12 protein-coding genes and 1 pseudogene are annotated in these 15,617 nt (G+C 67.6%); 10 read left to right on the top strand and 3 right to left on the bottom strand.

The features are described from left to right. Positions 1 to 93: 93 nt before the first annotated feature. Complete coding sequence (locus G6N08_RS18760) at positions 94 to 1,530, top strand: multicopper oxidase family protein (protein WP_246216809.1); 1,437 nt, start codon at positions 94 to 96, stop codon at positions 1,528 to 1,530. Between the two features lie 92 nt (positions 1,531 to 1,622). Here G6N08_RS18760 and nicT read toward each other — a convergent pair whose 3' ends face one another. After that, complete coding sequence (gene nicT, locus G6N08_RS18755; RefSeq protein ID WP_163759867.1) at positions 1,623 to 2,738, bottom strand: Nickel transporter NicT; 1,116 nt, start codon at positions 2,736 to 2,738, stop codon at positions 1,623 to 1,625. Positions 2,739 to 2,845: 107 nt separating this feature from the next. Further along, on the bottom strand, positions 2,846 to 3,958 hold the full coding sequence (locus G6N08_RS18750; protein WP_163759864.1) for an alkaline phosphatase family protein: 1,113 nt from the start codon (positions 3,956 to 3,958) through the stop codon (positions 2,846 to 2,848). A 91-nt stretch (positions 3,959 to 4,049) separates the two neighbouring features. Between G6N08_RS18750 and G6N08_RS18745 the strand changes: the two genes are divergently transcribed. After that, on the top strand, positions 4,050 to 4,547 hold the full coding sequence (locus G6N08_RS18745) for a Fur family transcriptional regulator (RefSeq protein ID WP_163759862.1): 498 nt from the start codon (positions 4,050 to 4,052) through the stop codon (positions 4,545 to 4,547). On the opposite strand, the pseudogene G6N08_RS18740 reads toward G6N08_RS18745, so the two are convergent. Further along, positions 4,544 to 4,849: pseudogene (locus G6N08_RS18740) on the bottom strand (mycothione reductase); the annotation flags it as partial. The gene G6N08_RS18745 and the pseudogene G6N08_RS18740 sit on opposite strands and share 4 nt — an antisense overlap. 112 nt (positions 4,850 to 4,961) lie before the next feature. On the opposite strand from G6N08_RS18740, the gene mqo reads away from it, so the two are divergent. The 8 genes from mqo (at position 4,962) to G6N08_RS18700 (ending at position 15,611) form a co-directional block, all read left to right on the top strand. Then, a complete protein-coding gene (gene mqo, locus G6N08_RS18735; protein ID WP_163759859.1) occupies positions 4,962 to 6,500 on the top strand; it encodes a malate dehydrogenase (quinone) in 1,539 nt (512 codons plus the stop codon). Continuing rightward, a complete protein-coding gene (locus tag G6N08_RS18730) occupies positions 6,497 to 6,967 on the top strand; it encodes a GNAT family N-acetyltransferase (RefSeq protein WP_163759856.1) in 471 nt (156 codons plus the stop codon). Before mqo ends, G6N08_RS18730 begins: the two co-directional genes overlap by 4 nt. Next, positions 6,964 to 8,802 carry a magnesium chelatase subunit D family protein gene (locus G6N08_RS18725; protein ID WP_163759853.1) on the top strand — a complete coding sequence of 613 codons (1,839 nt, stop codon included), beginning with the start codon at positions 6,964 to 6,966 and terminating at the stop codon, positions 8,800 to 8,802. The genes G6N08_RS18730 and G6N08_RS18725 overlap by 4 nt, the downstream gene beginning before the upstream one ends. Before the next feature lie 21 nt (positions 8,803 to 8,823). After that, complete coding sequence (gene cobO / locus G6N08_RS18720) at positions 8,824 to 9,438, top strand: cob(I)yrinic acid a,c-diamide adenosyltransferase (protein ID WP_163759850.1); 615 nt, start codon at positions 8,824 to 8,826, stop codon at positions 9,436 to 9,438. 97 nt (positions 9,439 to 9,535) lie between these two features. After that, a complete protein-coding gene (locus tag G6N08_RS18715; protein WP_163759847.1) occupies positions 9,536 to 10,912 on the top strand; it encodes a cobyrinic acid a,c-diamide synthase CobB in 1,377 nt (458 codons plus the stop codon). Then, positions 10,909 to 12,105, top strand: a complete 1,197-nt coding sequence (gene cobA, locus G6N08_RS18710) for a uroporphyrinogen-III C-methyltransferase (protein WP_163759844.1) — start codon at positions 10,909 to 10,911, stop codon at positions 12,103 to 12,105. The genes G6N08_RS18715 and cobA overlap by 4 nt, the downstream gene beginning before the upstream one ends. Before the next feature lie 33 nt (positions 12,106 to 12,138). Beyond that, positions 12,139 to 13,719 carry an MFS transporter gene (locus tag G6N08_RS18705; protein WP_163759841.1) on the top strand — a complete coding sequence of 527 codons (1,581 nt, stop codon included), beginning with the start codon at positions 12,139 to 12,141 and terminating at the stop codon, positions 13,717 to 13,719. Between the two features lie 143 nt (positions 13,720 to 13,862). Next, a complete protein-coding gene (locus G6N08_RS18700) occupies positions 13,863 to 15,611 on the top strand; it encodes a proline--tRNA ligase (protein ID WP_163759836.1) in 1,749 nt (582 codons plus the stop codon). Positions 15,612 to 15,617 lie beyond the last annotated feature (6 nt).

The raw sequence follows: 15,617 nt of genomic DNA, 5'->3' as shown, positions 1-15,617 counted from the left end.
TCCCCCCGCGATGTCGGGCATAGACTTCTCGGTCGGGTCGGCGACGCCGTCAACCGGAGGGAGGCCAGCACGGATCTGAGGCGCCGTGATGTGGTGCGGGGGTTGGGTGTGCTCGCCGTCGCCGGCGCAGTGTCGTGTGCTCGCCCACCGCAGCCGCCGAGGCTAAAAGGCAAAGCCGACTACACGGTGCGTATCGGCGCAGGGAACGTCGAGTTGGCCCCGGGCCGCACGGTGTCAACCACCCTCTACGGCGGGCAATTTCCGGGTCCGCTGTTGCGCTTCACCGAAGGCAAGCCGACAGTGGTCGACATCTACAACGACACTGACACCCCCGAACAGCTGCACTGGCACGGACAAACGCTGGCCGCTGAGGTGGACGGCGCCGCCGAAGAGGGGACCCCCTACATTGCCGCCCATGGCAGGCGACGACTGTCGTTCACGCCCGGACCGGCGGGTTTTCGCTTCTACCACAGCCATCTGACCCCGGGCGGCGACCTGTCCGGGGGCCAATACTCGGGCCAAGTCGGGCCGGTCTACGTCGAGCCCCGGCACCATCCGGGAGCCTACGACCAGGAGGTGTTCCTGACGCTCAAGGAGTTCGAGCCCAGCCTGACCCGCGGCCAAGAAACGGACGCCGACTTCCTGGCCGGCGCCCACGACCCGGCGTTGCGCGCCCTCGCCGACACGGCGAGGGCGCAAGCGCTGAGCCGCGGCACCCCACCGGGCTACGAAGTGAGCTACCGCGCGTTTACCATCAACGGCCGCATGCTCGGGGCGGGTGATCCGATTAGGGTCAAAACCGGCGAGCGTGTGCTGTTTCATGTGCTCAACGGCAGCGCCACCGAGGAACGCAGCCTGGCGCTGCCGGGGCACATGTTCACCGTGGTGGAACTTGACGGTAATCCGGTGCCCAAACCCGTTGCGGTGCCTGTGCTGTGGCTCGGCACAGCTGAACGGATCTCGGCGTTGGTGGAAATGAACCAGCCCGGTGTGTGGATACTGGGCGACCTGTCCGATGAAGCCCGCCGCCACGGCATGGGGATCGTCGTCGAATACGCCGGCCGCAGCGGACAACCCCTCTGGGTGCCGCCACCGTTGTTCCGGTGGGATTATCGAGTGTTCGCTCACACCGATGCCACCCCTGCCGCTCCTGATTACGTGATCGATTTGCTCATCGAAAAACAGAACGCCGCCGACAACGGCTTCAACGTGTGGACCATCAATGGCCAACGCTTCTCGATGCAATCAAAGCAGCCGCTGATCCAGCTGCACCGGGGCGGGCGTTACCGCTTACGCCTACGCAACGCCAGCGACGACGTTCACTCGATTCACCTGCACCGGCACACCTTCGAAATCACTCGTTTCGCGGGAACACCGACCGCGGGTGTACGTAAAGACGTTGCCATGATTGGCGATTACCAGGTCATGGAGATCGACTTCGTTGCCGATCAGCCGGGGTTGTCGCTATTCCACTGCCACCAGCAGCTGCACATGGACTTCGGGTTCATGGCGTTGTTTCACTGTAGCTGAACCTTGACGGCGGGTGTGCAAACCGCGAAATCTGCTCATGCGGTTGGTATTTCGAATGTTGCGTACAGGGAAGCACCGTTCGTGCACGCGATTTAGGCACCGCGGCGGGCCGGCAGGCGCCACTTGTCCTCGATGTGTGCGAAACGCCACACCAGGAGCGCGACAACCCAGGTCAGCGCGAACAGCGCGACGATGACAACGCCGATAGCGTTGAGGTCGATACCGGCGATCCAGTTCCAGATTCCGCCGGTCCAGCCCAGCTGACCGGCAAGCAGCCCGAGCAGTTCGACGGTGCCGATCACCATGGCGACGGCGACCGACAACCCGGTGATGGTGATGTTGTAGTAGACCTTGCGGACCGGGTTGGAAAACGCCCAGCCGTAGGCGAAGTTCATGAACGACCCGTCGATGGTGTCCAGCAGGCACATGCCGGCGGTGAACAACACGGGCAGACACATGATGGCGTACCAGGGCAGGCCGGACACCGCACCGGTGCCCGCCAGTGCCAGCAGCGCGACCTCGGTGGCGGTGTCGAAGCCCAGCCCGAACAAGACACCGACCGGATACATGTGCCAGGAGGTGGTGATCGATGTGGTGGTGCGGCCGAGAATCCGGTTGAGCAATCCCCGCTTGTGCAACTGCGCTTCCAACTCGTCCTCGTCGTAAACGCCGCGGCGCATCCGGACGAAGACGCCCAAAATACCGGCCAGAATGGCAACGTTGATGAGGGCAATCAGATAAAGGAACACCCCTGAGACGGTGGCGCCGATCAGCCCGGTGTAGTAGTGCAGTTGCGAGGACTGGTTTTCCACCGGCCCGACGATCGTCTTCAAACCCACCGCCAGCAGCACCGCCAGCCCGAATACCACCGAAGAGTGGCCCAGCGAGAAAAAGAAGCCGACCGCCAGCGGACGCTGCCCGTCGTTCATCAGTTTGCGGGTGGTGTTGTCGATCGCGGCGATATGGTCGGCGTCGACTGCGTGCCGCAGCCCCAGCGTGTAGCCCGTAACGCCGACACCCAGGCCGAACGTGGTGCCGCCGACGCTGAAGTGTGCGGGCGCGACGACGCACACCAGAGCGACCCAGCCGATCACGTGCAGCGCCACGATCACTGCGGCCATCGATCCCAGACGCGCCCACTCCGCCGCAGTCAGGGCGCGCCGCAGCCGCGACCACAGCCCCGTCCGCCGGTGGCCAGTACCGGGCATCTCGTTACCCCTCAGCGCCGGAAATCGGCTGAACACACGCTAAACCACCCGGCACATTCGGTGCCGGCGCTCCGCAAGGATATTGCGACTATTTCGCAAAAGCACAACTACCCGCGGAAGGTGATCAGCGGGATCTCCGTCTCGGCCGGCGTGCTCCCGCCGTGGAAGCCGACGAGGCGCGCAGTTTGCGGTGGCTCGTGACCGGTGGCCAGCACCACCGTGTCGCCTGTGCAGGTGACGACGACGTCGCCGATGCGGCTCAGGTGGCGCGGGTGCACGGGCCCGAACACACCGGCGGCCACCGCCTGCTCGCGGCTGCACACCTCGGCGCGGTTGCCGAGCAGCTCGCGCCAGGTGGCCAGCACATCGGCTGCTGCGCCGGCTCGGGTGTACAGGTAGCGCACCCGCGGTTCGCCGGCGACCACTCGGACCCCCGACGTCAGTCGCGGGTCGGCGTCAAGGTCGACGCGGGTCTGGGCATTCACACCGCCGTGGTCGGCGGTGACCAGCAGCGCCGCGTCCGGCGGCAATGCCTCCACCAGGCGGGTCACCAGCGCGTCGACCTGGGCGGCTGCTTGCTGCCACTGCCGCGACCCGATGCCGAACAGATGCGCCGCGGTGTCCAGTTCGGCGGTATAGGCATAGACCAGTCCCGGCGCCGCGTCGAGCTCGTCGAGCACCTGCTGGGCGTAGTCGGTGTGGGGGCCGGCGGGGCGCAGCCGCGCGCCGCGGTACGCGGCCTCGGTCAAGCCGCTGCCGAGGAACGCCGCCGGCAACACCGCCCGGGCGCTGATCCCGGCCTCGGTGAGCCGTTCGAACCATGTCGGGACCGGCTGCCACTGGGCGGGCGGGGGGTCGTCACGCCACATGATGTGATGCAACACCCGGTCGGTGTCGGGGAGCTTGACGGTGAAGCCCAGGATGCCGTGCTCGCCCGCTGACGTACCGGTGGCCAGCGACACCAAGCTGGTCGGTGTCGTCGACGGGAAGGTGCAGACCAGGTTGTCCAGTCGTCCGGCACCGCCGGCCATCACCGAGGCCAGCAGGGGCGCATGGGCGCACATCTGCGGCAGCAGATGTGCGCCCATGCCGTCGACCAGCAGGAGACCCACCCGAGCGACAGCACCGACGCTCTCGGTCAACCCGAGCGCATCCACCGCGACGGGGTGTCCGAGCAGCGCCGCCGCCGACGGCAGCACATCACAGATTGACCCGGCCACGCAGGCCAGTCTGGCAGCCAAACAGAAATCCCTTTCATAAGAATCGCCGCGGTGCGTTGGCAATCCCGGACAGGGGCGCGACACTGAAGGGGTGACGACGAAGCCGTCGGCTCTCGATCCGGCCGTCACCGAGCGGATCGGCGCGTTCCTGCGTGCCCATGGGCTGCGGCGGATGGCTTCCCGCATCGCGGTGCTGGCGGTACTGGAGCCGGTCAACGGGCACCTATCGGTGGCCGAGATCTCTCAGCGACTGCGCGAGTGCCTGCCCGCCGGGACCCCGCCGCCGGACCTGGCGACGATTTACCGGACAGTGACGACACTGGTCGAGCAGGGGGTGCTGCACGCGTTGACCCTGGAGAACGGGGTCACCACGTACGGGCTGGCCACTGACCCGCACCATCACGCGGTATGCACCCGATGCGGCTCGATCATCGAGGTGCCCGCACAACAGCTGACATCAGCGTTGGAGCATGCGATGGCGGGCAGTTCCTTCAGCCTGTCCGAGCGGGCTGGCCTGACGTTGCACGGGCTGTGCCCGCAATGCCAGGCTGAGGGGCAGGAACCCAGAATCCAACCGCGGCAGCGTTAAACCGCATAGAGCGGGCCCCAGTACCGCTCCAGGACCGCGGTCTTGACCACCTCGGGCGGACCGGGCGAGTCTCATCCGCGCCGCGGGCTGTCTCGGCGGCGGTCAGCCCGAAGCTCATCGCCTGGATCAGCGATGCCGGTGGTGTCCGTCATCGTCCAGCCGTAGGCGACGTCGCTATGGTGCTGAACGACGCATACATCGAATCCCTGTGCGAAAGCCCTGTTTTCGGTCAGTCCTACCGTGGTTATCGGCGGATCGGTCAACACCGCGGACGGGACGTCGCGGTGGTCGGTGGCGACCAGCGGGGCCCGCGGCGCCGCCGTTTGATGGCCCGGCACGCGTTTGCGTCCACAGCGGCCGGGATAACCTGAGGGGTCGGGAACGTCGCACAGCCCAGAAACCAGAAGGACTTCGGTGCCAGACCTCGTCACAACCGCGAAGACTGACGTCGTGTTGGTGGGTGCGGGCATCATGAGCGCCACGCTGGGCGCGTTACTGTGCCGACTGCAGCCGGACTGGTCGATCACGCTGGTGGAACGGCTGGACGCGGTGGCCGCTGAGAGCAGCGACCCGTGGCACAACGCCGGTACCGGGCATTCGGCGCTCTGCGAGTTGTACTACACGCCGCAGCGCGACGGCGCCATCGACATCGCCAAAGCCGTACACGTCAACGAACAGTTCCAGGTCACCCGCCAGTTCTGGGCATACGCCGCCGAAAACGGCATGGTGAGCGACGTACGCAGCTTCCTCAACCCGGTCCCGCATGTCGGCTTCGTGCACGGCGCCGGGTGCGTCGACTATCTACGCCGCCGCTGGCAGGCGCTGGTAACCAATCCACTGTTTGCCGACACCGAATTCATCGATGATGCTGACGAATTCGCGCGCCGGTTGCCGTTCATGGCTGCCGGGCGCGACTTCTCCGAGCCGATTGCGCTCACGTGGGCCCCACACGGGACCGACGTCGACTTCGGTGCGCTGGCTACACAGCTCATCGGCTACTGCACCGGTCGCGGCATGACCGCGCTTTTCGGATATGAAGTGCGGGGACTGTCACGTCAGCCCGGTGGCTGGGCGCTGCGGCTCCGCAACCGGCGCACCGGTGAGAATCGCAAACTGATCGCCAGATTCGTCTTCGTCGGCGCCGGCGGGGCCGCGCTGCCGCTGCTGCAGAAGTCCGGCATCGACGAGGTGAAGGGATTCGCCGGTTTCCCGGTGGCCGGCAAGTTCCTGCGCAGTCGCCGCCCTTCACTCACCCGTGCGCACCGGGCCAAGGTGTACGGTCTTCCCGCCGCGGGCGCTCCGGCGATGACGGCGCCGCACCTGGACCTGCGGATCATCAACGGCCAACCCTGGTTGCTGTTCGGCCCGTTCGCCGGGTGGTCGCCGAAATTCCTCAGACAGGGTCATGTCACCGACCTGCTGCGGTCGATCAAGCCCGACAACCTGATCGCGGTGCTCGGTGCCGGCGTTAGCGAAAGGAAACTGGCCGGTTACCTGATCGGGCAGCTGCGGCTGTCCAAACCGGCATATGTGAACGCGCTGCGGGAGTTCGCCCCGAGCGCGGTGGCATCGGATTGGGAGACGATGCCGGCGGGGCAGCGTGTCCAGGTCATCCGGCAAAACAAATGCAGTGGGGTGCTCGAGTTCGACACCACGGTGCTGGCCGCCGCCGACGGCAGCATCGCCGGGGTGTTGGGTGCCTCGCCGGGGGCCTCCACCGCCGTATCGTCCATGCTCGAGGTGCTGCAACGCTGTTTTGCCGACCGCTATCCCTCGTGGCTGCCCACGCTCACGGAGATGGTCCCGTCGCTGGGCACCCAACTGTCCCGCGAGCCGGCATTGTTCGAGCAGGTGTGGTCATGGGGCACCAAGGCGTTGGGGCTGGAATCCGGTGCGGAGGCGGGGGTTTCCCCATCGGCACAGCCGACCGCGGCGGCGCGGTGGGCCTCGTGACGGCCGCGCTCCGTCGCGCCTGGGCGAAAGACCTTGACGCGCCGACACTGTACCAACTGCTCCGGCTGCGGATCGAGGTCTTCGTGGTCGAGCCGGCTTGCCCGTATCCGGAGCTGGACGGGCACGACCTGCTCGCCGAAACCCGGCATTTCTGGCTGGAAGCGCCCGACGGTGCGGTGATCGGTACGCTGCGGCTGATGGAGGAGCATGCCGGAGGTGAGAAGGTGTTCCGTATCGGCCGGCTGTGCACCACGCACAGCGCACGCGGCCAGGGCCACGCCACTCGGCTGCTGCGCGCCGCGCTGGCCGAGGTCGGCGATTACCCGTGCCGGGTCGACGCGCAACACTATCTCGCGGACATGTACGCCCGGCACGGGTTCGCCCGGGACGGTGACGAATTCCTCGACAACGGTGTTCCGCACGTGCCGATGCTGCGATCCGGTTCCGCGGTGGGGACCCCGCCGTGAAGCCCTACCCGTTCAGCGCACTTGTCGGCCACGACCAGCTGCGGCTCGCGCTGTTGTTGTGTGCGGTGCGCCCGGAAATCGGCGGGGTGCTCATCCGCGGCGAGAAGGGCACCGCCAAATCGACGGCCGTCCGGGGGCTGGCCGCGTTGTTGTCAGCCGCCTCCGACGGCGGCGCCGCCCTGGTGGAGTTGCCGTTGGGAGCCACCGAGGACCGTGTGATCGGTTCACTGGACCTGCAACGGGTGCTGCGCGACGGCGAGCACGCCTTCTCGCCGGGGCTGCTGGCCCGCGCCCACGGCGGCGTGCTTTACGTCGATGAGGTCAACTTGCTGCACGACCACCTGGTGGACCTGCTGCTCGACGCCGCCGCGATGGGACGGGTGCACATCGAGCGCGACGGTATCTCGCATTCTCACGAGGCCCGGTTCGTCCTGATTGGCACCATGAATCCCGAAGAGGGCGAACTACGTCCGCAGCTGCTCGACCGGTTCGGGCTCACCGTCGACGTGCGCGCATCGCGCGATATCGAGGTGCGCGCGCAGGTCATCCGGCGGCGGATGGCCTACGAAGCCGACCCGGACACCTTCGCGGCCCGCTACGCCGACGCTGACGCGGAGCTGGCCCGCCGGATCGCCAACGCCCGCGCGCTAGTCGACGAGGTGATGTTGCCCGACAGCGAGTTACGCCGCATCGCGGCGCTGTGCGCGGCGTTCGACGTCGACGGCATGCGCGCCGACCTGGTGATGGCCCGCACCGCCGTCGCCCACGCCGCCTGGCGCGGCTGCCGCAGGGTCGACGAGCAAGACATCCGGGCGGCGGCTGAGCTGGTGCTGCCGCATCGGCGCCGCCGCGACCCGTTCGACGACCCCGGTATCGACCGCGACCAGCTGGATGCGGCGCTGCGGCACGCCGGTGGCTCCGGTACGGGCGGCGATCCCGAACCCGACCCCGACCCACCCGGCGGCGGGCAGTCTGCCGGCACGGACGACACGCCGGTACGACACCATTCGTCGTCAGGCCCGCATCCCACCAGACCCAGCGCGCCGCCCTCGGCGACCTACCGCACCCGGGCGCTGAGCGTCCCCGGAGTCGGGGCGGGTGCGCCGGGACGGCGGTCGCGGGCCCGCAATGTTTCCGGTGCCGTCATCGCGGCCACCGACGACGGCGTTGCCGGTCATGGTGTGCATCTGTTCGCCACGGTGCTGGCCGCTGCGCAGCATGCCGCGGGGCCGGGCCCGCTGCGGCTGCAGCCCGGTGACGTGCACCGAGCCATACGCGAAGGCCGCGAAGGCAATCTGGTCATCTTCCTTGTCGACGCCTCGGGTTCGATGGCCGCCCGCGATCGCATGGCGGCGGTCAGCGGCGCCGCCCTGTCGCTGCTGCGTGACGCCTATCAGCGCCGCGACAAAGTGGCGGTGATCACCTTCCGTGACCACGGGGCCCAGCTGCTACTGCCGCCCACGTCGTCGGCTCATATCGCCGGACGCCGGCTCGCGCGCTTTGACACCGGCGGCAAAACCCCCCTCGCCGAGGGTCTGCTGGCCGCCTGCCAACTGGTCGTCCGGGAGAAGGTGCGTGACCGGGCACGCCGGCCGCTGGTGGTGGTTCTCACCGACGGCCGGGCCACGGCGGGGCCGGACCCACTGCGGCGCGCACGGTCCGCGGCCGCCCGGTTGGTCGCCGCGGGAGCGGCGGCAGTGGTCATCGACTGCGAAATGTCTTATGTGCGATTGGGTTTGGCTGAGCAGCTGGCCGCTCAGCTCGGCGCGCCGGCGCTGCGGTTGGAGCAGTTGCGCGCCGATTTCCTCACCCGGGCCGTGCGCGGCGCGGCCTGAGCCCGCCGGAGGTGATAGTCCATGCCGCACGGTCGCCCGCTTCAGGTTCCTGACGACGGCATGACCACCCGGGCGCGCCGCAACACCCCGGTGCTGGCGGTGCACACCGGCGCGGGTAAGGGCAAATCGACGGCGGCGTTCGGCATGGCGCTGCGGGCCTGGAACGCCGGCCTGAACATCGCCGTGTTCCAGTTCGTCAAAAGCGCCAAGTGGAAGGTCGGTGAGGAGGCCGTGTTCCGTCACCTCGGGCGCCTCCACGACGAACACGGGGTCGGCGGGCCAGTCGAATGGCACAAGATGGGGGCCGGCTGGTCGTGGTCGCGCAAGCGTGGTGACGAGCACGACCACGCCGCGGCCGCCGCCGACGGCTGGGCCGAGATCGCGCGTCGCCTCGCCGCGCAGCGGCACGACTTTTATGTCCTCGACGAGTTCACCTATCCGCTCAAGTGGGGCTGGGTCGACGTCGACGACGTGCTCGCCAGGCTGCGTAACCGCCCTGGCCGCCAGCATGTGGTGATCACCGGCCGCGACGCTCCGCCGGCGCTGGTCCAGGCCGCCGACCTGGTGACCGAAATGGCCAAAATCAAGCACCCCATGGACGCCGGGCGCAAGGGTCAAAAGGGTATCGAGTGGTGAGCATTCCCGCCGTCATCCCCCCCGAGCGTGCGTGTCGGTACACCGACACGCCGCCCAGCGCGGCATTTTATGCACGCTCGCGACGGGTGGGCGCCGCGTGAGCGCCCCGGCTATCGTGCTGGCCGCCCCCGCGTCGGGCAGCGGGAAGACCACCGTCACCACCGGTGTGATCGGTGCCCTGCGACACGCCGGCCAGCGGGTCGCCCCGTTCAAGGTGGGACCGGATTTCATCGATCCCGGCTACCACGCGCTGGCCGCCGCGCGGCCTGGCCGCAACCTCGATCCCGTGCTGGTGGGCGAGCAGCTCATCGGCCCGCTGTACGCCCATGGCGCCGCCGGAGCGGATATCGCCGTGGTCGAGGGGGTCATGGGCCTGTTCGACGGGCGCATCGGTGCCGACGCAGCGCTGCCGGCGGTGGGGTCCACCGCGCACGTCGCCGCCTTGTTGGGGGCCCCGGTGGTGCTGGTCATCGACGCGCGCGGCCAAAGTCACAGCATCGCCGCACTGCTGCACGGGTTTTCGACGTTCGACCCCGCTACCCGGGTGGTCGGCGTCATCCTCAACCGGGTCGGATCGGCCAGACACGAACAGGTGCTGCGTCAGGCGTGCGAGCAGGCCGGTGTACCGGTGCTGGGGGCGATTCCGCGTAACGATGAACTAGCTGTGCCCACAAGGCATCTGGGTCTAGTCACCGCGGTGGAGTATGGGCGGCGGGCCCGCTTGGCGGTCGAGGCGATGACCACGCTGATCGCTCACCACGTCGATCTGGCCGCTGTGGCCGCGGCGGCCGCAAGCCGTGTCACCGACGCGCCGTGGGATCCGGCGGTTGCGGTGGGCCAGAACCGAAATCGGGCCATGGTCGCGTTGGCCGCCGGAAAGGCGTTCAGCTTCGCCTACCCGGAACATGCCGAGCTGTTACGCGCCGCCGGCGCGGACGTGGTCGAATTCGACCCGCTCGCCGACCCGCTGCCCGCCGGTTGCGACGCGGTGCTGCTACCCGGCGGATTCCCCGAGCAGTATTGCGTTGAGCTGTCCGCCAACGACATTGCGCGCCGGCAGATCAACATGCTGGCCGCAGCGGGCAGACCGGTACACGCCGAATGCGCCGGGCTGACCTATCTGGTCTCCGACCTTGACGGTCACCCGATGTGCGGGGTGCTGGCCGGATCGGCGCAGTTCACCCCGCACCTCACCTTGGGATATCGCGAAGCTGCCGCTGTGGCCGATTCGCCGCTGTACGCCGCGGGAGAGTGTGTGGTCGGCCACGAATTCCACCGCACCACAGTCACATTCACAGGCAGTTACCAGCCTGCTTGGAGGTATCGGAGCGGCGGTACGGACATTGCGCACGAGGGCGCCGTGGAGGCCGGCGTCCACGCGTCCTATCTGCACACCCACCCGGCGGCGACACCGCATGCGGTGGCACGCTTCGTCGCACACGCCGCCCGCGCCCGCACTACACTCACCCGGTGACTGAGAATCCCTATCTGGTCGGTTTGCGCCTCGCCGGTAAGAAGGTCGTCGTAGTCGGCGGCGGCACTGTTGCGCAGCGCCGCCTGCCGCTGCTCATCGCCAGCGGTGCGGACGTGCACGTGATCACCCGCTCCGCCACCCGTGCTGTCGAGGCGATGGACCGGATTACGTTGTCGCTGCGTGCTTATCGAGACGGAGATCTCGACGGCGCCTGGTATGCGATCGCCGCCACCGATGACCCGGAGGTGAACGCTGCCGTGGTGGCCGAGGCCGAACGGCGCCGGATTTTCTGTGTGCGCGCTGACATGGCTGTCGAGGGCACCGCGGTCACCCCGGCGTCGTTCGCCTATGCGGGGCTGTCGGTGGGGGTGCTCGCGGGAGGTGAGCACCGCCGCTCGGCGGCGATCCGCTCAGCTATCCGGGAGGCCTTGCAGCAGGGCATCATCACCGCGGCCAGCGATGACGTCGTACCCGGCGGAGTCGCCCTGGTGGGCGGCGGGCCGGGCGATCCGGAACTGATCACCGTGCGCGGGCGCCGGCTGCTCGCCCAGGCTGACGTCGTGGTCGCCGACCGGTTGGCGCCCGCCGAACTGCTCGCCGAGCTGCCGCCGCAGGTGGAGGTGATCGACGCGGCCAAGATCCCCTACGGGCGGGCCATGGCGCAGGACGCCATTCACGCGGTGATGATCGAGCGGGCCAGAGCCGGCAAATTCGTGGTGCGGCTCAAAGGTGGTGACCCGTTCGTGTTCGCCCGCGGCTACGAGGAGGTTCAGGCCTGCGCCGAAGCCGGAATTCCGGTCACGGTGGTGCCCGGTGTGACCAGTGCCATAGCTGTGCCGGCGCTGGCCGGCGTCCCGGTTACCCACCGGGCCGTTTGTCATGAGTTTGTCGTGGTCAGCGGGCATGTCGAGCCTGGTCACCCCGAATCGTTAGTGAATTGGGACGCACTCGCAGCCATGTCGGGCACCATCGTTTTGCTGATGGCGGTTGAACGCATCGAGCTTTTCGCTGAAGTCCTGCTGGCAGGCGGTCGACCTGCGCAGACGCCGGTTCTCGTGGTCCAGCACGGAACGACGGCCGCCCAGCGGACTTTGCGGACGACCCTGGCCGACGCGCCCGCAGAGATCCGCGCAGAAGGTATCCGGCCTCCTGCGATCATCGTGATCGGCGCGGTCGCGGCCTTTGGCGCTTAAACGATTTTTAAGAGTACGGTAAGGTAGCCCGCTATGACGGCTCTCAACGATGGGGAGCGGGTAGTACCTCACTGGACGACACCACGCGCGGAACGAGCAACCCTAATGCCCGTCGACTCCACCTCGTTAGACAGGACGAGCAGGTATTTCCCGACTTGGCTGCCGTCTCGCCGGTTTGTCGCCGCGGTCATCGCCATCGGCGGCATGCAGCTGATGGCGACGATGGACGGCACCATCGCGATTGTCGCGCTTCCTAAGATCCAAAACGACCTGGGCTTATCTGACGCCGGGCGGAGCTGGGTGATCACCGCCTACGTGCTGACGTTTGGCGGTTTGATGCTGCTCGGCGGCCGTCTCGGTGACACCATCGGCCGCAAACGCACTTTCATCGTCGGTGTGGCGCTGTTCACCATCGCCTCGGCGATGTGCGGTATCGCCTGGGATGCGGGCACGCTGGTGCTGGCCCGGTTGTTGCAGGGTGTGGGCGCCGCGATCGCCTCGCCGACCGGTCTGGCACTGGTAGCGACCACGTTCCCGAAGGGGCCGGCGCGTAACGCCGCGACCGCGGTGTTCGGTGCCATGACCGGCGTCGGGTCGGTGATGGGTTTGGTGGTCGGCGGTGCGCTCACCGAGGTCTCGTGGCGGCTGGCGTTCATGGTCAACGTGCCGATTGGGCTGCTGATGATCTCCCTGTCGCGCACTACCCTGCGGGAAACGCAGCGGGAGCGGATGAAACTCGACGCCACCGGCGCGGTGCTGGCCACCCTGGTGTGCACCGCCGCGGTTTTTGCCGTCTCGATGGGCCCGGAGAAAGGCTGGGTGTCGGTGACGACGATCGGCTCGGGGATGGTGGCCCTGGGCGCTTTTGTGGCGTTCGCCATCATCGAGCGCACCGCGGAGAACCCCGTCGTGCCGTTCAGTTTGTTCTTCGACCGCAACCGGTTGGCGACCTTTGCGGCGATCTTCCTGGCCGGTGGCGTGATGTTCACCCTGACCGTGCTGATCGGGCTGTATGTGCAAGACATCATGGGTTACAGCGCGCTGCGGGCCGGTGTCGGCTTCATCCCGTTCGCCATCGCCATGGGCATCGGTCTGGGCGCCTCGTCACAGCTGGTGTCGTGGTTTCCGCCGCGGGTGGTGGTGATCGGCGGTGGAATCCTGGTGCTGGGCGCGATGCTCTATGGTTCGACGCTCAACGCCGGAATCCCGTATTTCCCGAACCTGGTCATGCCGGTCGTTGTCGGCGGTATCGGTATCGGCATGATCATCGTCCCCCTGGCGTTGTCGGCAATCGCGGGCGTCGGGTTCGACCGGATCGGGCCCACCTCGGCAATCGCGCTGATGCTGCAGAACCTCGGTGGACCGGTGGTACTGGCGGTCATCCAGGCCGTGATCACATCGCGGACGTTGTATCTGGGCGGCACCAACGGGCCGGTGAAGTTCATGAATGCTGCTCAGTTGCATGCCCTGGACCACGGTTACACCTACGGTCTGCTGTGGGTGGCCGGGGTGGCGGTCATTGTCGGTGGCGTGGCGTTGCTGATCGGCTACACCGCAGAGCAGGTGGCTCACGCGCAGGAAGTCAAGGGTGCCCTCGACGCCGGAGAACTTTAGGCCGGCGCGCCCGCCGCGGCCGCGTCACAGGAGCGGGGGCCGCGATTCGGCCCCAACCACAGCCGTGGCTTCTGCCGTGAGATGCACGACAGCGCTGCGCCCGGTTTCGCTGTGCACCGCTTTCGTCATTAGGCTTGCCCGCTGTGATCACCCGGATGTCCGAGCTGTTCGTGCGCACACTGCGCGACGACCCCGCCGACGCCGAAGTGCCGAGCCACAAGCTGCTGATTCGCGCCGGCTATGTCCGTCCGGTCGCGCCCGGCTTGTATAGCTGGTTACCGCTTGGGTTGCGGGTGCTGCGCAAGATCGAGCGGATCGTCCGCGAGGAGATGAATGCTATTGGTGGGCAGGAGATTTTATTGCCCGCGCTGCTACCGCGGGCGCCGTTCGAGGCGACCAACCGCTGGACCGAATACGGCGAGAGCGTGTTTCGTCTGCAGGATCGCCGCGGTAACGACTACCTGCTCGGGCCCACGCACGAAGAGTTGTTCACCCTCATGGTCAAGGGGGAGTACAGCTCCTACAAAGACTTTCCGTTGGTGCTCTACCAGATCCAGAACAAGTACCGTGACGAAGTGCGGCCACGGGCCGGCATCCTGCGGGTGCGGGAGTTTTTGATGAAGGACTCTTACTCCTTCGACATCGACGACGCCGGGCTCGCGGCCTCCTACCACGCACACCGGGAGGCCTACCAACGCATTTTCGACCGGCTGCAGGTGCGGTATGTCATCGTGTCCGCGGTCTCCGGCGCGATGGGCGGCAGCGCTTCTGAGGAGTTCTTGGCCGAGAGTCCGGTCGGCGAGGACACGTTCGTACGGTGCCGGGAGTCTGGATACGCGGCCAATGTCGAGGCGGTCACCACCGCACGTCCCGCACCGCTGCCCATCGATGGCCTGCCCGAGCCGGTGGTCTACGACACCGGCGATACCCCGACGATCGCCAGCCTGGTGGAGTGGGCCAACAGTGTGGACCTGGGCCGCACCATCACCGCTGCGGACACGCTCAAGAACGTCATGCTTAAGATCCGTGAGCCCGGTGGAGACTGGGAATTGCTGGCCATCGGGCTGCCGGGCGACCGCGAGATCGACGAGCGGCGGCTGGCGGTGGCGCTCGCCCCGGCCGATTATGTGCTGCTCGGCGACGACGATTTCGCCAAGTACCCGTTTCTGGTGAAGGGCTATATCGGTCCGAAGTCATTGCGGGAAAACAACGTTCGCTACCTTGTCGATCCACGGGTGGTCGAGGGCAGCAGCTGGATCACCGGAGCCGACGCGCCCGGCCAGCATGTGGTGGGGCTAGTGGCCGGCCGGGATTTCAGCGCCGACGGCACCATCGAGGCCGCGGAGGTGCGTGACGGTGACCCTTCTCCGGACGGCGCGGGTCCGCTGATCTCGGCCCGCGGCATTGAGATCGGCCATATTTTCCAGCTCGGCCGCAAATACACCGACGCCTTTGCCGCCGACGTGCTGGGGGAGGACGGCAAGCCGGTGCGGCTGACCATGGGCTCCTACGGGATCGGGGTCTCACGGCTGGTGGCCGTCATCGCCGAACAGCACCATGATGAGCTGGGCCTGCGCTGGCCGTCGTCGGTGGCGCCGTTCGACGTGCATCTGGTGATCGCCAACAAAGACGCTGAGGCTCGGGCCGGGGCCGCTGAGCTGGCCGGGAACCTGGACCGGCTCAGTGTCGACGTACTGCTCGATGACCGCCAGGCGTCTCCGGGTGTGAAGTTCACCGACGCCGAATTGCTGGGCGTGCCCTGGATCGTGGTGGTGGGCCGCGGCTGGGCGGACGGGGTGGTGGAGCTGCGTAACCGGTTCAGCGGCCAGACCCGTGAGGTTTCCGTGGGTGGCTCGCTGGCTCCCGAGATCGCAGCGGCGGTCGCCGGTTAGGTCGAC

Source organism: Mycobacterium botniense, assembly GCF_010723305.1.
GTDB lineage: Bacteria > Actinomycetota > Actinomycetes > Mycobacteriales > Mycobacteriaceae > Mycobacterium > Mycobacterium botniense.
Note: the sequence above shows the minus strand (reverse complement) of the source record. Positions and strands in the feature narration are given on the sequence as shown.

Excerpts from the sequence above, each read along its gene's own strand:
- G6N08_RS18705 (WP_163759841.1), top strand. The coding sequence starts at position 12,139 with ATGACGGCTCTCAACGATGGGGAGCGGGTAGTACCTCACTGGACGACA.
- cobO (WP_163759850.1), top strand. The coding sequence starts at position 8,824 with ATGCCGCACGGTCGCCCGCTTCAGGTTCCTGACGACGGCATGACCACC.
- nicT (WP_163759867.1), bottom strand. The coding sequence starts at position 2,738 with ATGCCCGGTACTGGCCACCGGCGGACGGGGCTGTGGTCGCGGCTGCGG.